This is a genomic window from Solirhodobacter olei (assembly GCF_004010155.1).
Taxonomy (GTDB): Bacteria; Pseudomonadota; Alphaproteobacteria; order Rhodobacterales; family Rhodobacteraceae; genus Solirhodobacter; species Solirhodobacter olei.
In genome coordinates this window covers 226439-246982 of record NZ_RRYH01000003.1, presented here as the reverse complement: position 1 = coordinate 246982, position 20544 = coordinate 226439, and the positions used below count along the sequence as shown (strand labels likewise).

18 protein-coding genes are annotated in these 20544 nt (G+C 68.7%); 8 read left to right on the top strand and 10 right to left on the bottom strand.

Going from position 1 to position 20544, the window contains the following annotated elements; genetic code table 11:
- Positions 1 to 72 precede the first annotated feature (72 nt).
- A complete protein-coding gene (locus EIP85_RS03415) occupies positions 73 to 840 on the bottom strand; it encodes a winged helix-turn-helix domain-containing protein (protein ID WP_164871631.1) in 768 nt (255 codons plus the stop codon).
- A 316-nt stretch (positions 841 to 1156) separates the two neighbouring features.
- Between EIP85_RS03415 and EIP85_RS03410 the strand changes: the two genes are divergently transcribed.
- The 3 genes from EIP85_RS03410 to EIP85_RS03400 all read left to right on the top strand — a co-directional run bounded on the left by EIP85_RS03410 (position 1157) and on the right by EIP85_RS03400 (position 3612).
- Entirely contained in the window at positions 1157 to 1609 is a 453-nt protein-coding gene (locus EIP85_RS03410; protein WP_127900741.1) for a MucR family transcriptional regulator, read from the top strand.
- An 84-nt stretch (positions 1610 to 1693) separates the two neighbouring features.
- On the top strand, positions 1694 to 2179 hold the full coding sequence (locus EIP85_RS03405) for a Ros/MucR family transcriptional regulator (protein ID WP_127900740.1): 486 nt from the start codon (positions 1694 to 1696) through the stop codon (positions 2177 to 2179).
- A gap of 230 nt (positions 2180 to 2409) precedes the next feature.
- Entirely contained in the window at positions 2410 to 3612 is a 1203-nt protein-coding gene (locus EIP85_RS03400; RefSeq protein ID WP_127900739.1) for a flagellar motor protein MotB, read from the top strand.
- 25 nt (positions 3613 to 3637) lie between these two features.
- Here EIP85_RS03400 and EIP85_RS03395 read toward each other — a convergent pair whose 3' ends face one another.
- The 3 genes from EIP85_RS03395 to EIP85_RS03385 are packed head-to-tail and all read right to left on the bottom strand — an operon-like array spanning position 3638 to position 8176.
- On the bottom strand, positions 3638 to 5503 hold the full coding sequence (locus tag EIP85_RS03395) for a tetratricopeptide repeat protein (protein WP_127900738.1): 1866 nt from the start codon (positions 5501 to 5503) through the stop codon (positions 3638 to 3640).
- Positions 5500 to 6843 (bottom strand): FkbM family methyltransferase, encoded by a 1344-nt coding sequence (locus EIP85_RS03390; protein WP_127900737.1) that lies wholly within the window; start codon positions 6841 to 6843, stop codon positions 5500 to 5502. The genes EIP85_RS03395 and EIP85_RS03390 overlap by 4 nt, the downstream gene beginning before the upstream one ends.
- 22 nt (positions 6844 to 6865) lie before the next feature.
- On the bottom strand, positions 6866 to 8176 hold the full coding sequence (locus EIP85_RS03385; protein WP_127900736.1) for a hypothetical protein: 1311 nt from the start codon (positions 8174 to 8176) through the stop codon (positions 6866 to 6868).
- 205 nt (positions 8177 to 8381) lie between these two features.
- Between EIP85_RS03385 and motA the strand changes: the two genes are divergently transcribed.
- Entirely contained in the window at positions 8382 to 9248 is an 867-nt protein-coding gene (motA, locus tag EIP85_RS03380) for a flagellar motor stator protein MotA (RefSeq protein WP_127900735.1), read from the top strand.
- 3 nt (positions 9249 to 9251) lie between these two features.
- Positions 9252 to 9686, top strand: coding sequence for a hypothetical protein (locus tag EIP85_RS03375; RefSeq protein ID WP_127900734.1), 435 nt, complete (start codon positions 9252 to 9254; stop codon positions 9684 to 9686).
- 262 nt (positions 9687 to 9948) lie between these two features.
- On the opposite strand, the gene EIP85_RS03370 is transcribed toward EIP85_RS03375, so the two are convergent.
- Together EIP85_RS03370 and secG are read right to left on the bottom strand one after the other, a co-directional pair.
- Positions 9949 to 11592, bottom strand: a complete 1644-nt coding sequence (locus tag EIP85_RS03370) for a CTP synthase (protein WP_127900733.1) — start codon at positions 11590 to 11592, stop codon at positions 9949 to 9951.
- A 255-nt stretch (positions 11593 to 11847) separates the two neighbouring features.
- Positions 11848 to 12288 carry a preprotein translocase subunit SecG gene (gene secG, locus EIP85_RS03365; protein WP_127900732.1) on the bottom strand — a complete coding sequence of 147 codons (441 nt, stop codon included), beginning with the start codon at positions 12286 to 12288 and terminating at the stop codon, positions 11848 to 11850.
- A 263-nt stretch (positions 12289 to 12551) separates the two neighbouring features.
- Between secG and EIP85_RS03360 the strand changes: the two genes are divergently transcribed.
- Together EIP85_RS03360 and EIP85_RS03355 are read left to right on the top strand one after the other, a co-directional pair.
- Complete coding sequence (locus EIP85_RS03360; protein WP_127900731.1) at positions 12552 to 13844, top strand: adenylosuccinate synthase; 1293 nt, start codon at positions 12552 to 12554, stop codon at positions 13842 to 13844.
- A 4-nt stretch (positions 13845 to 13848) separates the two neighbouring features.
- Positions 13849 to 14088: a DUF2842 domain-containing protein gene (locus EIP85_RS03355; protein ID WP_127900730.1), complete on the top strand. Its 240-nt coding sequence runs from the start codon at positions 13849 to 13851 to the stop codon at positions 14086 to 14088.
- Positions 14089 to 14296: 208 nt separating this feature from the next.
- Here the strand turns inward: EIP85_RS03355 and EIP85_RS03350 are convergent, their stop codons facing one another.
- Positions 14297 to 16426 carry a hypothetical protein gene (locus tag EIP85_RS03350; RefSeq protein ID WP_127900729.1) on the bottom strand — a complete coding sequence of 710 codons (2130 nt, stop codon included), beginning with the start codon at positions 16424 to 16426 and terminating at the stop codon, positions 14297 to 14299.
- 141 nt (positions 16427 to 16567) lie between these two features.
- Between EIP85_RS03350 and EIP85_RS03345 the strand changes: the two genes are divergently transcribed.
- Complete coding sequence (locus EIP85_RS03345; protein WP_127900728.1) at positions 16568 to 17248, top strand: thiamine diphosphokinase; 681 nt, start codon at positions 16568 to 16570, stop codon at positions 17246 to 17248.
- Here the strand turns inward: EIP85_RS03345 and EIP85_RS03340 are convergent.
- From EIP85_RS03340 to EIP85_RS03330, 3 genes are all read right to left on the bottom strand, one after another.
- Positions 17151 to 18131, bottom strand: a complete 981-nt coding sequence (locus tag EIP85_RS03340; protein ID WP_127900727.1) for a DMT family transporter — start codon at positions 18129 to 18131, stop codon at positions 17151 to 17153. The two genes, EIP85_RS03345 and EIP85_RS03340, sit on opposite strands and share 98 nt — an antisense overlap.
- A 363-nt stretch (positions 18132 to 18494) precedes the next feature.
- Positions 18495 to 19493 (bottom strand): molybdopterin-binding protein, encoded by a 999-nt coding sequence (locus EIP85_RS03335; RefSeq protein WP_127900726.1) that lies wholly within the window; start codon positions 19491 to 19493, stop codon positions 18495 to 18497.
- The gene (locus EIP85_RS03330) at positions 19494 to 20489 is read right to left on the bottom strand and encodes an XdhC family protein (RefSeq protein WP_127900725.1); all 996 of its coding nucleotides are present in this window, start codon (positions 20487 to 20489) and stop codon (positions 19494 to 19496) included.
- Between the last annotated feature and the right edge of the window lie 55 nt (positions 20490 to 20544).

The following is a 20544-nucleotide window of genomic DNA, read 5'->3' as shown; positions in this document are numbered from 1 at the left end:
CAATCGGGTCCAGAGGCACTCCGGGCTGTCCGGGAGTCGTCCACAGCCCGCCCGCCGCGCGGCCCCGCCGGGTCAGCCCTTCGGGTTCGAATCGCGCGGAGCGGAGGCTGCAGGGGCCGCATCAGGCAGCTCGCAGAAGGCATAGCCCTCGGCCCGGATCGTGCGCACGACATAGCGCCCGCCGAAGGCGCGCTTCAGCTTCTTGCGGATGTTGGTGACATGCACGTCGAACTTGCGGTCGCCATAGCTCCACTCGCAATTGTCGATCGCCTGTGAAAGCTCGTCTCGCGTGACCAGCGCGCCGCCGCGGCGGATCAGCACCGTCATCACCTCGGCCTCGGCCCGCGTCAGGCTGGCATGCGCGCTGGTGCCCGCCGCCATCAGCCGGTTCTCCCCGTCCAGCATGACCAGGGGCACCGGCTGGCTCGCGCCCCGGGCCGTCAGCGCCAGGCGCGTACCGCGCCCGTCGCGCTTGCGCAGCCGAAGCCCGAATTCGCGCATGGTGAAGGGCAGCCGGATCACGTCGTCGGCCCCTGCCGCGAAGGCGTCGCCCGCCTCGTCGGGATGGCCGTTGCGGTCGAGGTAAAGCACGAAGGTCTCCAGCCCCCGCTCGCGGATCAGCCGGATCAGCCGCAGCCCGGCGCCGTCCTCTTCCGCGAAGCCCGAGGTCACCACCAGCTTCGGCGCGGCCCCCGGCTGCGGATCGAACCCCCGCACCAGCGCGCGCTCGGCCACGTCGATACCGTAATGGCGGACGAGGAAGATCTCGATGTCCCGCCGCAACCCGGCATCGGGATCCAGCACGACGGCCTCGGGCCCAGAGTTTCCCTTGTGTTGCATGCGCCCCGCCGCCCTGCCCCATTCAAGCCGAAGCTTGCCCATCCCCGGGTCCGGCACGCTCCCCAGCGCAGCCAGGCCCGGCCCATTCGAAAAAAGACACCAAGTTTCCGCGCGCATCAACACGTTATCGCCCCGGCGAGGACCGATTCACCTCGCCGCCCACGGCCTGGGCGGGTAGAATTCGGGCGATCTGCGGCAGGAAACCGGCGGCACACGAAACTTTGGCAGGAAAAAGACAGGAATGTCCGTTTCTTTGGTGATCCTTTAACCACCAAGCACAATCTTGTTACGTGAACCTTGGTAACCGTGGCCGTTCATGTCCCGCTTCCCGACGCCATCGACCCAGCCGGACAAGGCGTTCCGGGCCCTTCGCCGGAAGCTCCTGCTTCTTGTGGAGGCCGCAGGCCGCTGGGGCGGGCCGCGGTCGGGCGCGCCGGTCAGCTTCGCCACCGCGGAAACCAGCGTTCATCCCGATTATCTGGTCTGCCTCGAAACCGGCCAGAGGGTCGTGCTCCTGATCCGGCATCTGCAGGGACTGGGGCTGACCTTCGAGGATTATCGCCTGAAATGGGGCCTCGGCCCCGATTACCCCTCCGCGGCGCCCCGCTACCTGGCTGCCCGCGACAGGGTTCGGGCTGGGACAGGGGCGGACGATGCGCCAATCCTTGCCCATCGGGAAGTCCAGGGTAGCGCCCGCGAAGAATCCGGGCCAAGATCAATCCAACAACAGGCAAAGAAAAAGCCTGCGGGTCGCGCAAGACAATCCTAGGATTTCTTGACGCAACATGAGGCATTCCTTAGTATTTCTCCAGAGTTGGAGAGCGTAACGAGTGCAGAGCACAGGACGTCAACAATGACAAAAACGCCTAACACCACCGCGTTCGACGCGATTGCCCATATCGCCGCGGCCTATGCCGCGCGCCCCGACGTCACCCAGGACGACATTCTCCGCCTCGTCGCCCGGCTCTCGGCCGAACTGAAGGTTCCGAACAACCCCGCCCTCGCCGGCCTGCCGGCAACGGCAGAGGGTGAAACGGGCGAGGGCCTGGCCACGGCCGCCGCGGCGCCCGCTGGAACCGGCATCCGCCCGACCCCGGCGCTGCCCATCGACCGGGCGGTGGCCGATGACAAGGTCTACTGCCTGTGCTGCGGCAAGGGCTTCAAGATGCTCAAGCGCCATCTCGGCGCCGAGCACGGGCTGACCGAGGACGAGTACCGCGCCCTCTTCGACCTGCCAGCCGAAATGCCCCTCGTCGCGCCCAGCTATTCCGAGCGCAAGGCAGCCTATGCCCGCAAGGTTGGCCTTGGAAAATACAGCCGCGAGGGCGCCAACGCCTAGGCGCACGCCTGTGAAACAAGGCCGCGCCGGCAAGGCGCGGCTCAAAACTTCCCGCAATATGAACCAAACGCGCCGCATTCCGGGCGGGTTTGACGGCGATACCGGCTCCAATTGGGGGCCGCCGCCGAAGAATCGAGCGGGCGTCGCACGTTCTCCGGAACCGGTCGCAGAATGCGGATCCGTCCCCCCCGAATATCCGGCCGCGAAGCGGTCGGGGGTGGGAGTTGAAGATGCCTCGTTCGAACGCACCGGCGATCATTATCCGCAAGGTCGAGGACGGCCATGACCACGGCCATCACGGGGGCGCCTGGAAGGTTGCCTACGCCGACTTCATGACCGCGATGATGGCCTTCTTCCTTCTGATGTGGATCGTCTCCAACGCCAGCAAGGCCCAGCTGAACGGCATCTCGGACTATTTCGCGCCGGCCAAGATCTCGATGACGGCCAAGGGCGGAACCGGCGCGCTCGGCGGCACCACGCTGGGCCCGAAGGGCACGATGAGCGCCTCCAACGGTATCAACAAGCCCAAGGGGATGGACAGCGGCAAGCCGGTGAAGCCGGTGCCCGACACCCATCCGCTGCCGCAGATGACAATGCAGAAATCCCCCGCCGCCGCGGTGACCCCGATGAAGACCGCCGCACTCACCCCCGGCAAGGATGCCGGAAAGAACCCGGCAACCAGGGTCGTCACCAAGCTGGTGTCCGATCACGCGCTCGACAAGGCCCGCTTCAAGGCGGTCGAGAAGGAGATCGTCGACACCATGAAGGCCGACAAGGGTCTGCGCCCGCTCCTGAAGAACGTCCTCTTCAAGCAGACGCCCGAGGGCCTCAAGATCGAGGTGGTCGACCAGAAGGGCCGCGCCATGTTCGCCTCTGGCAGCTCCAAGGTCGAAGGGCCGACGCTGCTGCTGATGCAGCGGCTGGCAAAGGCGATCTCGACGCTGCCGAACAAGATCCGCATCTCCGGCCATACCGACTCGGTGCCCTATGCCGAGGGCGCGAACCGCGACAACTGGAGCCTTTCGTCCGACCGCGCCAACGCCACCCGCCGGGTCTTCACGGCATCGGGCGTGGCGGCGGACCGGATCACCTCGATCTCCGGCGTGGCCGATACCGAACCGCTGAAGCCCGCCGATCCGACCGATCCCTCCAACCGCCGGATCACCGTGCTGCTGGCCTATGGCCCTGATGCCCCGGCGGCGGCGACCCAGTCGGCGGTGAAGGTCCTCAACAAGGCCGCCCAGGCGGCCGAGGCCGGGGTCAGCGTCCGCGCCGTGCCCGACGCCAGCGGCACCGCCCCGGCCGGCGCCGCGGCGGCCAGCACCCCCGGCCGGTCGGCCGAGGCGAGCCCAGCCCCGGCGGCCAAGCCGCTCTCGCCGCTGGAACAGCAATATTCGCTGATCACCGCGGCCGATCTTATGAAGAAGCGCTAAGCCCGCTCGAGGGATTGGCGGGGGCTTATCCCCCCGCCCGCAGCACCGGCGGCGGCAGCGCCCCGATCTCTTCCAGCGGGCGCACCCAGTCCCCCACGACCGCCTGGCGGTGCAGGTGGAGGCAGCCGTACCACGGATCGAGCGTGGGCTCGCGCCGCCAGAACCACATGCAATCGGCCCCCCTCGGCAGCAGCACATGCGCGTCTTCGTGGCCAAGCGCGCCGCAGGCATGGGCGGTGGTGTTGTCGATCGTCACCACCCGATCCATCGCCGCAACCTGCGCCAGCATCGCCGAGAGATCGGCAACATGGTCCACCTCCGGGTCGCTGAAGAGCGTCAGATCCGGCCGCAGCGCCGCCGCCTCCGCGATCTCCTCTTTCGTCGCGCGATATTGCAGGTTCACCACGAAGCTGCCCTCGGGCAGCCGCGCCACCAGCTCGCTTAGCGCGACCGAGCGGCCCTTGCCGTTCAGGTGGTTACCGCTGCGCCAGGCGACGCCGGTCACCGGCCGCCCCTCCGAAAGCGCACGGTAGCGCGCCCGCAGCGCAGCCACCCGCCCGGGGTCGGCGCTCAGATAGCCGCCGAAGCCCGGCAGCGGATCGGACAGGTAACGGACAAGATCGGCCATGTAGACCAGCTCGTCGCTCATCAGCCCGACGGCCTTCGGGTCGAAATCGGCCTGCGAGCGGTGGCTGATGCCCAGAGTATTGCCTTCCAGCGCTGGCCCCAACCGCGGCCCGGCGAGCAGCACCACCTCGGCGTCTTCGGCCAGTGGAGCCAGCCGGATCAGCGGCAGGAAGGCGAAATGATCGCCAACCCCCTGCTCGCCAATCAAGAACAACCGCTTGCGCCCTGCCAGCGCCTCTGGCGCGGAATTTTCGTAGGGCGCACGCCGACGATCCTTTGGCTCGACCCGGCCGGCATAGGCTGGCGCCCCCTCGGTGTAACGGCCAAGACTGAGGCAGAAGGTGCCATAGACCTTGCCGCCCCAGGTCCCATCCTGGTCGGTCAGGAAATAGGCGGTACGCAGCAGTTTCCGCGCCGCCTCGTAATTGCCGCGGTCGATCTCCATCTGGCCGATCATTCCCAAAGCACGCTGGTAGAAGACAGCGTGCTGGAACGGCCTTTCGAATAGCGCCATGGCCTCGTCGTAGCGGCCAAGTTTCTTCAGCGCGCCGATCCGCAGGTAGGTCATCTCCTCCAGCTCGGGATGCTCGGCGATCAGCTCCCCCGCAAGCTCGGCGACCTTCGCGTAATCCTGGCGGAATTGATAGGCCCGCACTCGGGCCGAGCGGGTCTCCAGCTGGTCCGGCGCCAAAGCGTAGGCGGCCTCGAAACACGCGATCGCCCGGTCATAGCGCTCGATGCCTGAACAGATGTTGCCGATGGTGAGGTAAAGAGGCACCTCCTCCATCCGCCGCGCGGCGGGCTCCAGAACCTCGACCGCCTCGTCGCCGCGATCCATCTCCAGCATCAGATCCTTGTAGAGCCCAATCATCGACAGGTCTTCGCTGCCCCCCTCGATCGCCTTGCCCAGAAACTCCACCCCGCCGAAGGGATCGTTCTGCAGCACCAGTGCCTTGCCCACGCCCGAGAGCGCATCCGCCGCCCCCGGCGCGACCCGTAGCGCCTCGCGGAAGAACGTCTCGGCGGTCTGCCCCTCCAGCCGGTCGAGCGCGATCATCCCGAGGATCTGCCAGGGATGCGGGTTCGCCGGCAAGCGCTGGGTCAGGTCCTGCGCCAGGCTCGCCGCCCGCGCCACGTCCTGCGCACGCAGCGCCTGATAGGCCTCGTAGATCTGAAGCGCCTCCGCCTCCGGCGCGCCGAAGACCTGCGCCGACCGGGCAGCGCGCAGCGCCAGGGCGGCCGGATCCGTGGTCTCGATATTCATGCGCGCTCCATCGGCAGGACGAAGTAGTCCATGGTGTTCACATAGGCCACGCTGTCGGCGATGCAGTAGTCGTTTCTACGGCACCAGCCTTGGGCAAAAGGCACGATGTTTTCACGCCGGGCCTCCACCCAGATCACGGGTCGCTCGCGCGCGATCAGGGCCGAGGCCCCATCGAGCACGTCAAGTTCCATCCCCTCGGCGTCAATCTTGATAAAGTCGACCCGCTCCTCGCCCACCAGGTCGTCGAGCGCGACCACCGTCAGCCCGCCCCCCGGATCCTCGACCAGCCGGGTCGCGCCAAGGTTGTCGCGATCGTCCAGAACCGCCCGGAACCGCCCCTGTGCGCGCCCCGCGCCAAGGCCGATCCCGCGCCTGTCGACCACGCCCTCCAGCCGGTTCTCGGCGATATTCGCGTCGAGGATCGCGATCGCCTCGGGGTTCGGCTCCACCGGCAGGATCACCTCGGGCGCCAGGTGCTGGGCGTACCAGACCACGTGATTTCCGACATTCGCGCCGACCTCGACGATCCGCGCGCCTTCCGGCACTAACGTCTTCAGCCGCGCCAGCGATCCCGCCTCGAAGAACCGCCCCGCCAGATGCTCGGCCTGGATCAGGTCTCGTGGGTTGGTCACCCGCATCCGCGCCGGGATGCCTGCGTCCGAGACCTCGGCCCAGAGCGGATGCGCCGCCACCTGCTCCGCCCAGAGACGGCCGACGACCGCGCTCCAGTCGCTGCCGCTGGCGCTCCGCGGCCCCGAGGAGGACTGAAACCGCCGGATCACGTAGAAGATCTCGGGCCGCTTCACGCAGCGAAACCGCTGCCAGAGCGCGTAGTAATAGGTGTAGTCCTCGCCGGTATCCATCGTCTCGTCGAAGCCGATTTGGGCGGCGGCCTCGGTGCGGACGAAATGTCCCATCTCCAGCGCCACGAACGGGTCCCAGGCAATCAGTTCGCCGTAGCTGTCCAGCCGTTCCGGCTGCCCCTCGCGCAGGCCGGGGTTGCCGTCCTCGTCGAAATGACAGAGCAGGCCGAAAGCCGCGTCGAGATCCGGCGTCTCGGCCAGCACGCGGCCGAAGGCTTCGAAGGCGTTCGGGGTCAGCTCGTCGTCGGCGTCGAGGAAGAAGAGCCAGTCCACACCCTCCTCCGCCGCCTGACGGATCGCGGCATTACGGCGGTTGGACCGGCCGTGCCGCCCCTCGCCGTCATCCATCCGGTAAAGCGTGATCTCCTCGAACGGCCCCTTCGAATAGGCCACGGCGCGCTCGACAGAGGGCAGGCAGCGGTCCTCGAACAGCGTGCGATGGCCCGGCCCGATGGGCGTGATAACTCCGCATTTCATGCGTCTTGTCTCTTCCCTTCGATCACGGCTTGCTTGGCGCCGGCGTGAAGATCGCGGCACGGAGCGCGCCGCTGTCGGTATGCGCGTCGGCCGAGCCGAACGTCGGCGCGAAGCCGATCTTCAGCGCCAGCAGCACGGCAAGCGCCAGAACCCCGCCGCTGACACCCGTGCGCAGCGCACGCAGAACACCCCGCGGCCGCACCGGGGGCACTGCCGGTCCGGGCGCCGGGACCGTCGCCGATGCCGGCGGCATGTCGGATTTCGCGGGCGCGGCCAGCACCGGATAGCGCGCCTGGTTCAGCGTGACGTAAAGGAACTCGCCGCTCGCCGTCACCTGCGCGCCCTGCCCGGCCTCTTCCAGCGCCACAAGCATCGAGGCCGGGAACAGCCCCGCCTCGAAGATCAGCCGCCCCGGCATCCCGCCAAACCCCTCCGGCGGCGTCCAGGGCACCGCGAAGGCCAGAAGATCGTCGCGAAAATAGGCCTGCTCGGCGCCCAGCGCGAAGCCGTCGCCCGTCGCATCGCCGATGGTCAGAACCACCCGGCCCGCCTGCCCGAGCGACAGCACGCCCGCCGCGAAAAGCCCGCCGCGCCGCTCCGTCTCCGACAGCTGCCGAAAGCCGATCGGCCCCGCCCCCGCCGGTACCCGCAGCGGCACCGAAGGCGCCTCCGCCGGAAGCGGCAGGAACCTGCGCCGCGCCTCGTAAGGCGCCTCGTCCAGCGGCCCCAGCGCACCCTCCGTCGCCGCCAGCGCCCGGGCCATCACCCGCGCGCCGATCTCGTCCTCCGCCTCGGCCCCGCCCGGGCCCGCGATCGCGTACCCCTCCGGCTGCGCCTCGGCCAGCCGCCGCGCGGCAGAGGCCACCGCACTGCCCACCGGCCCCGGCAGGTGGCGTTCTGGCTGTGCCCCGGCCGGCGCCTCTGATCGCCGGCCGGGGCTGACCGCCGTGGGGGAACCCGTCGTCAGAAACTCCGGATCGAGTCCCTCCTCGGCCGCAAAGGAATAGTTGATCGCGTAATCTTCCGCCGTCTCCAGCAGCCCCTCGGAAGAGGCCACCAGCGCCAGCAGCCGCTGCTCCTCGGAAAACAGCATCCGCCGCGTCGGGCAGCCCGGCTGTCCCGGCACCACGCAGAACGTGCCCACCGGCTGCTGAATCGCCTCGGCGATCCGCTCCAGGATTCGCCCCGCCTCATCGGCATGATGCACCAGCATCATGCAGCCGCCGTCCTGATCGAGGCAGACGGCCAGGCGCAGACGCGCCGGCCAGCCCGGAACGATCTGGCCCAGTTCGGCCTCTTCCAGAAGGAAGGCGAGGGCATCTGGTTGCGACATCATGACTGTGACCCGGAATAGCAGGATGACCTACCGTAACTATCCATGATTTTCGTGTCAATTAATCCTTGTATTTTTTGCACCCGATGGATGGGTCCGCGGGAAACAGCAAGGAGTTTGCGCGGGGTCCTTGACTTTGGCCATGAATATTTCGAAGATTTGCCGCGCCGGGATCTGCCCGGCAGACTACAGGGTGCGGGGAATAATGACGGTTCTGATCGGCTTCGGCCTGGTGATCTCGCTGGTCTTCGGCGGGTTCGTTCTTTCCGGCGGCAAGTTCGGGGTCCTGATCCATGCGGTTCCCTTCGAAGGCATGATGATCGTCGGCGCCGCCGTCGGCTCCTTCGTCATTGCCAACTCCTTCGGGCTGATCCGCCGTTCCGGCAAATCCGTGATGCGCGTCTTCAAGGGCACCAAGTGGAAGGAGAAGGATTACAACGACATCCTCGCTCTGATGTTCGAGCTGACGCGCCTCTACCGCGTCAAGGGCATCCTCGCGCTCGACGACCATGTCGAGAAGCCCGAGGACAGCGACATCTTCCAGAAGTATCCCAAGCTCATGAAGGATCACTTCGTGATCGAGCTTATTACCGATTCATTCCGCATGCTCGCCATGCAGTTCGACGACCAGTACCAGACCGAGGACGTGATCAACCGGAAGCTCAAGAAGCACCACCACGAGGCGCTGGCTCCGGCCAACTCGATCCAGACCGTGGCCGACGCCCTGCCCGCCATCGGCATCGTCGTCGCGGTTCTTGGCGTCATCAAGACCATGGGCGCCATCAACGAGAAGCCGGAAATCCTGGGCGAGATGATCGGCGGCGCGCTCGCCGGCACCATGCTCGGCGTGTTCCTGGCCTATTGCCTCGTCGCCCCGATCGCCGCCCGCCTGCGCCAGATCGAGGAGGAGGACGCCTCGCTCTATTCCGTCATCCGCGACATCTTCGTCGCCATGGTCGCGGGCCACCCGCCGAACATCTGCATCGAGATCGGCCGCGGCAACATCCCCACCGCGATGCAGCCGAACTTCTACGAGGTCGAAGAGGCCCAGAAGGCACTGCAGGCGGCCTGAGCCATGCCCAGCCGCAAGGTCCAGGCCCTGACGCTGATCGGCCGGATCACCCAGCAGGCGCTGGAGGAGGAGGCCGCGGCCCTCGGCCGCCTCCACGCCCGGATGCGGGAACTGGCGGCCGAGAAGGCCGCCCTCCGCGCCGACCTGCAGGCGCAGGCCGAGGTCCGCAGCCTCGAAGCCAGCGCCTACCTGCCCGGCTACATCCGCGCCGTCCGGGGCGAAGAGGGGCGCATCGACGCCGAACTCGTGAAGCTGGCAGAGGAGGCCCGGGCCCTGGAAGAGGCGCTCCGCGCCCGGTTCCTGGAAAAGAAGCGGACCGAGAAGGTACTCGACGACGCCACCGCCGCAGAAGCCGCCGAGGCCGCGCGGGCAGAGGCCAGGGCGCTCGACGATCTCGCCGTCATGCGTCACGCCCGGGGCCGGCCCGGACCCGGGTGAGAGCCAGTGGCCGTGGAGGGCCAGCGCCCGTCCGCGGGTGGGCGCTAGCGGCGCTGCGGATCTGTCCGTTTACGGTTTAAGGAACCACGTCGGCTTGCCGGGATCCGGACTCACCGAAAAGCGCCCGCTCACCAAAAGCGCCCGCCCCCCGGGGGCGGACAGGCACTGGCCCGGCGGCACTGCGTGCCGCTGTTTCGGGCCGAAGAAGGGGAGCGTAGGGTGCGCATTCATTGCGCACCACCGCCCCGGACGCCCGGCCGGATCACACCAGCCGGCTGGCCTCCACCGCGGCCCGCACGAAATCGGCGAACAGCGGATGCGGCGCGAAGGGCTTGGACTTCAGCTCCGGATGGAACTGCACGCCGATGAACCAGGGATGCTCCGGGATCTCCACGATCTCCGGCAGCCGCCCGTCCGGGCTCATGCCCGAGAACTTCAGCCCGCAGGTCTCCAGCTTGTCGCGGTATTTCAGGTCGACTTCGTAGCGGTGCCGGTGGCGCTCCTCGATCGAGGTCGCCCCGTAGATCTGCGCCACCCGGCTGCCCTCGGCCAGCACGGCGGTATAGGCGCCAAGCCGCATCGTGCCGCCCTTGTCGTCAGAGACCTTGCGCTCCACCATCCGGTTGCCCTGCACCCATTCCTTCAGGTGGTAGACGACCGGCGTGAAACGCCGCTTGCCGGCCTCGTGGTCGAATTCCTCGGACCCCGCGTCGGCCACGCCCGCCAGATCCCGCGCCGCCTCGATCACCGCCATCTGCATGCCCAGGCAGATGCCGAGATAGGGCACGCCCTTCTCGCGCGCGAATTGCGCCGCCTTGATCTTGCCCTCGGTCCCGCGCTCGCCGAAGCCGCCGGGGACGAGGATCGCGTCATAGGGTTCCAGATAGGCCGCCGGATCCTCCTGCTCGAAGATCTCGGCATCGATCCATTCCGCCTTCACCCGCGTCCGGTTCGCCATGCCGCCATGGGTCAGCGCCTCGGCGATCGACTTGTAGGCGTCTTCCAGCTGCGTGTACTTGCCGACAATGGCGACCCGCACCTCGCCCTCGGCATTCTCCATCCGGTCCATCACGTCGGTCCAGCGGTCGAGGTTCGGCCGCGGCGCCGGGCTGATCTGGAACGCATCGAGCACCGCCCGGTCCAGCCCCTCGCGATGATAGGCCAGCGGCGCCTCGTAGATCGTCTTGAGGTCCGGCGCCGCGATCACCGCATCGGGGCGCACGTTGCAGAACAGCGCGATCTTCTCGCGCTCCTTCTCCGGCACCGCCCGGTCGGAGCGCAAGAGCAGCACGTCGGGCGCGATCCCGATGGCGCGCAGCTCCTTCACCGAATGCTGCGTCGGCTTGGTCTTCAGCTCGCCCGAGGCCGAGATGTAGGGAACCAGCGTCAGGTGCATGAAGATGCATTCGCCCCGCGGCCGTTCCTGCGCGAACTGGCGGATCGCCTCGAAGAACGGCAGGCCCTCGATGTCGCCCACCGTGCCGCCGATCTCGCACAGCATGAAATCGACCTCGTCATCGCCGATGCCGATGAAATCCTTGATCTCGTTGGTGACGTGCGGGATCACCTGGATCGTCTTTCCTAGGTAGTCGCCGCGGCGTTCCTTCTCCAGCACGTTCGAATAGATCCGCCCGGAGGAGACCGAATCCGTCCGCCGCGCGGAAACGCCCGTGAAACGCTCGTAATGGCCGAGGTCGAGGTCCGTCTCCGCCCCGTCGTCGGTCACGAAGACCTCGCCATGCTCGAACGGGCTCATCGTGCCGGGGTCGACGTTCAGGTAGGGGTCGAGCTTTCTCAGCCGCACCGTGTAGCCGCGGGCCTGCAGAAGCGCGCCCAGAGCGGCCGAGGCAAGGCCCTTTCCAAGCGAAGACACCACCCCGCCGGTGATGAAGACATAGCGCGCCATGCAGGAACTCCCGTGATTTCCGTCGTCTTGATTTCGCGTCTTGATTTCGGCGATTCGAGAGCTCTGACGAGCCCCATCACGGGATTTGAGAAATAGCGCAAATCCCGCCGGCCCGCAAGCCGACCGCTAGATGCAGTTGTAATTAGTCGCAAACCTGCAACCGATTGTGGGTTGATGGGGGGCGCGGATCCGCGGGCCGGCCTCATGCGCCCGGCCCATGACCGTCCTTGCGGGGCCCGCCCTGCGCGGGCCGGCTCAGTTCCCCGCGCGCGGCGGCGCGGTGGGCGCGGCCGGGGCAGAGGTGCCGCCCGAGGTCGTGCCCGGGGTCCCGGTGGTCCCCGATGTCCCGGTAGAGCCCGTCGGGCTCGGCGGCAGCAGATCCTTGGCCGAGGGCAGCGTGGACTTCGACACCGGCGCCGGGCCGGTGCCGGAGGTGGAGGAGTTCGTGGTCTGGTCCATCACCGAGGTGGTCGAGGCGTTGCGCGCCGCGATGATCGTCAGCGCCAGCGAGGTGCAGAAGAAGCCCGCCGCGAAAACCCAGGTCAGCTTGGCCAGCGCCGTTGCCGCCTGCCGCCCGGTCATCACCGATCCGCCCCCGCCGATGCCGAGGCCGCCGCCCTCCGAGCGCTGCAGCAGCACGACACCGATCAGGCAGAGCGCCAGGATCAGATGAATGATGAGGACGACATTTTCCATACGGTGGGCTCCGGCTTCGGACGGGGCTATTTAGGCCCACGGGCGGGCTGTCGCAACCCCTGACTTGTGCCCGGCCCCGCCCTGACTTGTGCCCGCCCCCGCCCGGCCGGCCCATCCCCCGCGCCAATCCGCCGCGCCACTGGCATCATATATGGCCCACCCGCGCGCCGCCCTCCGCCCGCGCGCCCGATTTAGCGGTTTCGCACACCCGCGCCGCCCGCTATACCGCACCCGTTTGCGAACGGAGCGAGGCTCGAAGACCGATGGCCAATGTGGTGGTGGTAGGCGCCCAATGGGGCGACGAGGGCAAGGGCAAGATCGTCGACTGGCTGTCCGAGCGGGCCGATGTCATCGCCCGCTTCCAGGGCGGCCATAACGCCGGCCACACGCTGGTGATCGACGGCGTCACCTACAAGCTTTCGCTGCTGCCCTCCGGCATCGTGCGCGAAGGCAAGCTCTCCGTCATCGGCAACGGTGTCGTGCTCGATCCCTGGGCGCTCATGGCGGAAATCGAGCGCCTCGCCGAGCTTGGCGTCTCCGTCACGCCCGAGAACCTGATGATCGCAGAGAACACGCCGCTCATCCTGCCGATCCACGGAGAGCTCGACCGCGCCCGCGAAATCCAGAACTCGCTGGCCAAGATCGGCACCACCGGCCGCGGCATCGGCCCGGCCTACGAAGACAAGGTCGGCCGCCGCGTCGTCCGCGTCGCCGACCTCGCCGACGCCCCGACGCTCGATCTGCGCCTCGACCGGCTGATGACCCACCACAACGCGCTGCGCAGCGGCCTCGGCCTCGGCCCGATCGACCGCGAGGCGCTGAAGGCCCAGCTACTGGAGATCGCACCCAAGGTCCTGCCTTTCGCCGCCCCGGTCTGGAAGCACCTGACCGAGGCGCGCCGCGCCGGCCGACGCATCCTGTTCGAGGGCGCCCAGGGCGCGCTGCTCGACGTCGACTTCGGCACCTACCCCTTCGTGACCTCCTCGAACACCACGGCGGGGATGGCGGCCTCCGGCACCGGCCTCGGGCCGACGGCGATCGATTTCGTCCTCGGCATCGTGAAGGCCTATACCACCCGCGTCGGCGAAGGCCCCTTCCCGACCGAGCTTTTCGACGAGGACGGCACGCGGCTCGGTGAGCGCGGGCACGAGTTCGGCACCGTGACGGGCCGCAAGCGCCGCTGCGGCTGGTTCGACGCGGTTCTGGTGCGCCAGACCTGCGCCACCTCCGGCGTCTCCGGCATCGCGCTGACCAAGCTCGACGTGCTCGACGGCTTCGAGGAGCTGAAGATCTGCACGGGCTACGAGCTCGACGGTCAGCCCTATGACTACCTGCCGACCGCCGCCGACCTTCAGGGCCGGATCAAGCCGGTCTACGAGACTCACGAGGGCTGGCAGGAAAGTACCGCCGGCGCGCGCAGCTGGGCCGACCTGCCGGCGGCGGCGATCAAGTACGTCCGCCGGATCGAGGAGCTGATCCAGTGCCCGGTGGCGCTGCTCTCCACCTCGCCCGAGCGCGACGACACGATCCTCGTCACCGATCCTTTCGCGGATTGATGCAATGGCGCTGAGCTACCGCGCCCGGAAACGCTGGTCTCTGCTGATCCTGCTGGTCGGCCTGCCGGTCTATATCATCCTGGCGGTGACGCTCATCGACCTCTTCGACCGGCCCGAGGTCTGGGTGGAGATGGTGATCTACATCGGCCTCGGCGTGGTCTGGGCGCTGCCGCTGCGTTTCGTCTTCACCGGCATCGGCCAGCCGGATCCCGACGCGCCGAGCGAAGACGACCGCAACCGCTGACCCGGCCCGGAACAGCGTCGCGCAGCCCCCCGTAGGGTGCGCATTCATTGCGCACCGTTCACCCACACCCGCGGCCGGTCCCTGCCCCCCTCCGCTCGCAACCGCCCCCCGGAAATGAAGAAAGGCGCTCCCGATCTGGGCAGCGCCTTTCCCCCTTTCCCGTCGACCGGCCGCCCTCTCGGTTGGCCCCGGGAACCGTGCCCGGCCCTTAGTGGCCGATCTTGCGCGCCTCCGGCAGGTAGCGGGAGGTTTCGGCGATGGCGAACTGGCCGCGCTTCACCTTGGTGATCTTGCCCTGGCGCAGCAGCATCCCGAAGCTGCGCAGCGACTGCTCGCGGCTCACCGGCATCTCGGCCGCCTCGACCGCGGATTTCAGGATCTGCGGGCGGGAGAAATGCGGCCGGCCCTCGACGCAGGCGGCATAGGCGGCGGCGGCTTCCAGCAGGTCCGGCAGCTCGGTCGCCCCGATCCGCTCGGCGAACTCGGCGAAGCTCTTCGAATTGGCGAAGATGCTCTGCGTGTCGTCGATCTGTTCCATCTCGTCCGCTTCCTCGATGGCCAGCGCGTTGCTGGTCACCCGGCGCGGGCGGATCACCACCCGGTCGGAATGCGAGGGCGCGTCGACCCGCTGTTCAGAGACCAGCATCAGCGGCGCCGGGCGGTCCTGGGTCATCGGCCGGGCGGTGCCGGCCTGGCCCGCCACCGGGCGGCGCGGCCGCACGACATGGGCCAGATCGTCGCGGTAGCGGTCGAGGTCGGCGGCTTCCTTGCGCGCAGCTTCGGCGCCCGCGTCCTTGTCGGCCTGGGTCGCGACCACAGCGGCCTTGAGATGGGCAAGCGTGGCCTGGCGGCGCTTCGCCGCCGGCTCGTCCAGCTCGTTGGCGGTCTGCCGCATCAGCCGCTCCAGCGCGGCCTCGTCGTCGACCCGGTCGGTCAGCGTCAGCCGCGAGCGGTCCGTGCCGGCCACCGGCGCGAAGAGATCTTCATCCTCCGCGGCGGTCCCCTGCGCTTCGGCCTCATCCTCTTCCTCGGCTTCGGCGACGGTCTCTTCCCCGGCCTCCTCGGCGGCCAGCACCGGCTCGTCTTCGGGCGCCCAGTCCTCGGCTTCCTCAGCCTCCTCGGCAAGCTCGGCTTCCGGCTGCCAGTCTTCCTCGGCGGCCGCCTCGATCTCTTCGGCCTCCGCCTCGGGGATCTCTTCGGCCTCGGCCTCGGGGGCCTCCGCTTCCAGGTCCTCGGTCCCGGCACCCTCGGCCGCCGCCATCTCGCGTTCGACCTCGGCCAGTTCCGCCTGCAGTTCGGCCTCGGCCTCCGGTGCCAGGGTCGACGCGGGGGCCTCGGCCTCCGCCGCATCCTCTTCGTCGGAGTCGTAGGAGGTCTCGAAGACGGTCTTGCCGCCCGGCTCCACCGGCTCGATCCGGCGCACCTTGATGACCCGGCCGGTGCCGCGCGGGGCGGGCAGGTCCTCGGCCGGCTCGGCCTCGGCGGTCTCTTCCGCTTCGGCTTCCGCTTCGGTTTCGACCTCGGCTTCAGCTTCAGCTTCGACCTCGTCCCCGGCCGGCTCTTCGGCGTGCCCGGCAGAGACCGCCTGGATCAGCGCGGCCAGCGCGCCGTCGTCCCCGGCCACCTCTTCCGCAACCTCTTCCTCGGTCTCGTCCGCAGCCATCTCCGGCGCGGCCATTTCTTCTTCGGCCGGCTCCTCGGCCCCGGCTTCCGCCGCGGCCTCTTCCTCGGACGCCAGCTCCGCCGGCTCTTCCTCGGCATCCTCGAAGACGGCGGGCATCGCCGCGGCGGGAACCAGGTCGCCAGCGTTCTCGCCGTCGTCGTAGTTCTCCGCCTCCTCGGCCTCTTCGGCCACCGGCACCTCGGCCACGGCGGCCTCGCTGCGGGCGTTCTCTACGGCCGCACGGATCCGCTTCAGCTTCGCCGCGATGCTTTCCGGCGCGGCCGAGGCCGCCACCGCGGCAGCCGCCGCCGGGGCCACGGCCGGGGCGGGTTTCGCCGCCGGAGCCTCCGCCGCCGGGGCGGGCGCTGCCTCGGGCGCCGCCGCCGGGGCTGTCACGGGCGCCCCCTCGGGGGCCGCCAGCGCGCCGGCCTTCAACACCACGCCATTGTCCTGTACCTTGGCCTCGACCCGGCGCTGGATCTCGCGCTCGGCGATCCGGTGGAGCATCTCCGCATCCGGCTGCGGAGGTTCGGCACCGAAGTACCTGTCGTCCGCGGCCAGATCCCGGAAGTACTCCGCGATCGCCTTCATCGTCGAGAACGGCTCGTCGAACCCTTCGAGGGTACACGAGAACGTCCCGTAGGACACCGTGAGGATCTTGCTAGCACCGACCATGAGGTTGCCTGCCTTTTGTCAAACCCTTTGACCGGACCATGACTACCTGCCAGTTCAATTCCGTGCACAGATGCAGGTAATTTCAAGGATTGATTGTGGCCGTGGTTAAGGGCATGTGCCTTATTCGAGAACAATGATTCCATGAATCGCGCGATTGTCCAATCCCAGTCTGGCGTAACGCTTGTGGGCGGCGGCCCTGCCGGCCCTACGGTCCTGCGCCGCGCGTTAACGCTGGCGCCGCGGCTCGTCGCGGCCGACGGCGGTGCGAACCGGGCGCTGGTCGCCGGTCACCCCCCGGACTGCGTGATCGGCGATCTCGATTCGCTCAGCCCCGCCGCCGCCGCGCGCCTGCCGGCCGCCAGCCTGCACCATATCGCCGAGCAGGAAACTACGGATTTCGACAAGGCGCTGAGGAATATCGACGCGCCCTTCATCCTGGCCGTCGGCTTCACCGGGGCCCGGCTCGATCACGCGCTCGGGGTGATGAACGTGCTGGCCCGGCACCCGCAGAAGCGCTGCCTGCTGGTCTCGCCCCATGATGTCTGCTTCCTCGCCCCCCGCGCGCTGACGCTGTCGCTCCGCCCCGGCACGCGGCTGTCACTCTTCCCGATGGCGCCGGTCACCGGAACCTCCTCGGGCCTGCGCTGGCCGATCGACGGGCTGGACTTCGCGCCCGACGGCAGGACAGGCACCTCCAACGAGGTTAGCGCGCCCGAGGTCCGCCTCAGTTTCTCTGCGCCGTCGATGCTGGTGATGCTTCCGCCGGCAGCGCTGCCTCGGGCAATAGAGTCGCTGGTCCCGGGATCGGCCGGCGCGCGATGACCCGCTCGCGGTGAATGATGTAGAGGCCGGAGGCGCAGATCACCGCAATCCCGGCCCAGGTCAGAAGATCCGGGAAATTGCCGAAGACGAGGTAGCCGAAGGTCGTGGCCGTCACCAGCTCCAGGTAATGCAGCGGCGCAAGCGCGGTCGCCGGGGCGAGTCGCAACCCGAAGCTCATCGACATATGCGAGATCGTGGCCATCAGCCCGACGCCGAACAGCCAGACCCAGACCACGCCCGACGGCCAGCCGAAGGCCATCGAGGGGATACGGAGCGGCCCGACCAGCAGCATCGCCGGAAGCCAGATCAGTGCCGCGACGATGGCGGTATGGGCCTGCATCGCCACCGGGTGCTGCAGCGGCGCCAGCTGGCGGGTGACGAGGATATAGAGCGCGAAGCCCAGCGCCGTGCCGAGCGGGAACAGCGCCACCGGCCCGAAGGCGCTGAAGCTCGGCTGGATGACGAGGAGCGAGCCGAGGAACCCCACGGCCGCCGCCCCCAGCCGCCGCGGCCCGACCGGCTCGCCGTAGAAGGTCCAGCCGAGCAGCAGGATGATGAAGGGCTCGACGAAGACGATCGCCAGCGCATCGGCCAGCGGCATCACGTGAATCGCCGCGACGAAGCAGTAGGTGGAGAGAAGCGAGACCACGGCCCGCACGACCGTCAGCCAGAGCGCGCGGCCGGTCAGCCGGAAGCTCTGCCCCATCAGGGCGACCATGGGGATCATCAGCGCCGCCTGCACGATATATCGCGCCAGCGTCACCTCGCCGACCGAAAGGGTCTCGGCGGCAAGCTTCGAGAAGACGTCGATCAGCGGGGCAAGCGCACAGAACCCCAGCATGAAGGCGACGCCGAGGGGGATGCGATCGGCGGGCTTGGACATGGACCAGCCCTAGCTTGGCGCCCGTCCCCCGGTCCATCCCGTTCGCGACATGAAGAAGGACGGCGCGACACGAGGGCCGGCCCGTAGGGTGCGCATTCATTGCGCACCGTTCACCCGCACCCGCGGCGATCCCTGCCCCTCCTCACCGCAAAAAAATCTGGCCTCCTGCCCCCCCGTTGCGCAAACCCGCCCCCCACCGTCCCGATTTACGGTATGTTGCGGTGCGAAAGCGGTGCCAAAACGGTGCTGAATCGGTACCCGGATTTTCCAGCCCGACCAAAGCCTTGCGGGCATAAGCCCGCCCTCGCCCCGGCACAGCCGGACCGCCCCGCTAACCTCCAGCTAATCGAAAAAAGCGGCCGCTCAGCCCTCGCGCGGCTGCGGCCTGACGGGGATTTCCTTCAGAAGCCCCCCAACGCCCATCGCCGCCATATCGGCGGCCGAGATCTCGATCCCGCAGGCGATCCGCTCCAGTACCCAATCCGCCCCGTTGAGCGCCGGCGAGCGCGCGCACCCCGGCAGGCCGATCACCGGCCGCTCTCCCAACCGCCCGAGAAACAACAGGTTTCCCGGATCGACCGGGATCCCGAAACGGATCACCTCGCCCCCCGCCTGCCGCACTCCCTGCGGCCCGACGTCAAGCGGGTCCGACGTGGCCGATCCGGTCAGGATCAGCGCGATGTCGCCCGGCAGGGCCTCCAGCGCCGCGGCGATGGCCCCCGCCTCGTGCGGCACGACGACCGAGTCCGCCAGTTCCATTCCAAGGGCCCGGAGCCGCCGCCCCGTCACCTCCCGCGCTTTGGCGTTCAGCTTCTCGGTCTGCCCCTCGACCTCGGTCAGTATCAGCCCCGCCGAGCGCCGCATCACCGGCCTCACCCGTATCGCCCCGCGCGCCACCGCCTCGGCCTCGGAAAGCCGTTTTTCGTCAACGCCATAGGCGATGATCTTGACGGTCCCGACCAGGGTTCCCCGGGCCACCCGGACAAGCGGCGCCACCGTCGCCAGCGTGATCGCCGGGTCGACTGCGTTCAGCGCATTGATGGCCGACGCGTCGATATCCACGACCCCCGGCCCGGTGGCATGGAGGTTGACCCGCCCCGTGAACGCCTCCGCGATCCGAAGCCGCGCAACCGCGGGATCGGGCACCAGCGCCGCCGCCAGCCGGCCCGCCGCCGCATCCTCGCCCACGTCGCCGGGGCCAAGCCGCGCGATCACCAGCCGCTCCACCCCGGCCGCCCGGAGCGCCGCGACATCTCCCGCAGCCAGCACATGCCCCTTCCCGAGCTTACGCCCGCCAACCTTATGGGAATGCGCGAGAATCCCGCCCTCCGCCTCGGCAATCGCCACCGGGCCGAAGAACATCTAGCCCTGCCTCAGCACTTGGGTAATCTGCGCCAGCACCGAAACGGCAATCTCCGCCGGGCTCTTGGCACCGATGTCGAGACCGACCGGCGCGTGGATCCGTGCGATCTCGCCTTCGGTGAACCCGGCCGCCGCGAGCCGTTCCACCCGCTTTCCGTGGGTCCGCTTGGAGCCGAGGCAGCCTAGATAGAACACCTCCGAACGCAGCGCAGCGACGATCGCCGGATCGTCGATCTTCGGGTCATGCGTCAGCGTCACCACGGCCGTCCGGGCATCCAGCCCGAAGGCCGCAATCGCCTCGTCGGGCCAGTCGTTGCTGATCGTCTCGCCCGGGAACCGCTCGGCGGCGCCGAAGGCCTCGCGCGGATCGATCAGCAGCGGGTCGTAGCCCGTCAGGCGCGCCATCTGCAGCAGCGGCTGGGCGATATGCACCGCCCCCACCACCACCATCCGAAGCGGCGGGTTGTGGATCGCGACGAACCAGCCGCCCTCCTCCATCCCCGAGCGGTCAGAGCGGAAACGGGCCTGCAGCGCTTCCCCAAGCGGGTCGCCCGCGCCGGAGGCCAGCCGGCTTTCCCAACTCTCGAGGTTCACCAGATGCGCCACCTGCCGCCGCGCCGCACGGGCCTCGACCAACTCCTCTAGCAGCACCAGCGGCAGGGCGCCGCCTATCGGCTGGACCAGAACCCGGATCGTGCCGCCGCAGGCGAGGCCCACTGCGAAGGCCTCGTCATCCGAAACTCCGAAGGTCAGAAGCCGCGCCTTGCCGTCCTCCAGCGCATCGATCGCCTCGGCCACCACCGCGCCCTCGACACAGCCGCCGGAGACGGAGCCCATGATCTGCGCGTCGCCCGAGATGGCAAGCTGGCTGCCCGCCTGTCGCGGCGCGGAGCCCCAGGTCTCCACCACCGTGGCGAGCGCCGCGCCGCGCCCCTCCCGGGCCCAGCGAAGGGCGATTTCGGGGATCTGGTCATGCTGAGCTGTCGTGTTTGTCATGCCGGGGAATATGGAGCGCCAATAGCCCGCCCGCCAGTCCCTTCGCACGGGAAGC

Coding starts and splice junctions, on each gene's coding strand:
- EIP85_RS03415 (WP_164871631.1), bottom strand. CDS start 840: ATGCAACACAAGGGAAACTCTGGGCCCGAGGCCGTCGTGCTGGATCCC.
- EIP85_RS03410 (WP_127900741.1), top strand. CDS start 1,157: ATGTCCCGCTTCCCGACGCCATCGACCCAGCCGGACAAGGCGTTCCGG.
- EIP85_RS03405 (WP_127900740.1), top strand. CDS start 1,694: ATGACAAAAACGCCTAACACCACCGCGTTCGACGCGATTGCCCATATC.
- EIP85_RS03400 (WP_127900739.1), top strand. CDS start 2,410: ATGCCTCGTTCGAACGCACCGGCGATCATTATCCGCAAGGTCGAGGAC.
- EIP85_RS03395 (WP_127900738.1), bottom strand. CDS start 5,503: ATGAATATCGAGACCACGGATCCGGCCGCCCTGGCGCTGCGCGCTGCC.
- EIP85_RS03390 (WP_127900737.1), bottom strand. CDS start 6,843: ATGAAATGCGGAGTTATCACGCCCATCGGGCCGGGCCATCGCACGCTG.
- EIP85_RS03385 (WP_127900736.1), bottom strand. CDS start 8,176: ATGTCGCAACCAGATGCCCTCGCCTTCCTTCTGGAAGAGGCCGAACTG.
- motA (WP_127900735.1), top strand. CDS start 8,382: ATGACGGTTCTGATCGGCTTCGGCCTGGTGATCTCGCTGGTCTTCGGC.
- EIP85_RS03375 (WP_127900734.1), top strand. CDS start 9,252: ATGCCCAGCCGCAAGGTCCAGGCCCTGACGCTGATCGGCCGGATCACC.
- EIP85_RS03370 (WP_127900733.1), bottom strand. CDS start 11,592: ATGGCGCGCTATGTCTTCATCACCGGCGGGGTGGTGTCTTCGCTTGGA.
- secG (WP_127900732.1), bottom strand. CDS start 12,288: ATGGAAAATGTCGTCCTCATCATTCATCTGATCCTGGCGCTCTGCCTG.
- EIP85_RS03360 (WP_127900731.1), top strand. CDS start 12,552: ATGGCCAATGTGGTGGTGGTAGGCGCCCAATGGGGCGACGAGGGCAAG.
- EIP85_RS03355 (WP_127900730.1), top strand. CDS start 13,849: ATGGCGCTGAGCTACCGCGCCCGGAAACGCTGGTCTCTGCTGATCCTG.
- EIP85_RS03350 (WP_127900729.1), bottom strand. CDS start 16,426: ATGGTCGGTGCTAGCAAGATCCTCACGGTGTCCTACGGGACGTTCTCG.
- EIP85_RS03345 (WP_127900728.1), top strand. CDS start 16,568: ATGAATCGCGCGATTGTCCAATCCCAGTCTGGCGTAACGCTTGTGGGC.
- EIP85_RS03340 (WP_127900727.1), bottom strand. CDS start 18,131: ATGTCCAAGCCCGCCGATCGCATCCCCCTCGGCGTCGCCTTCATGCTG.
- EIP85_RS03335 (WP_127900726.1), bottom strand. CDS start 19,493: ATGTTCTTCGGCCCGGTGGCGATTGCCGAGGCGGAGGGCGGGATTCTC.
- EIP85_RS03330 (WP_127900725.1), bottom strand. CDS start 20,489: ATGACAAACACGACAGCTCAGCATGACCAGATCCCCGAAATCGCCCTT.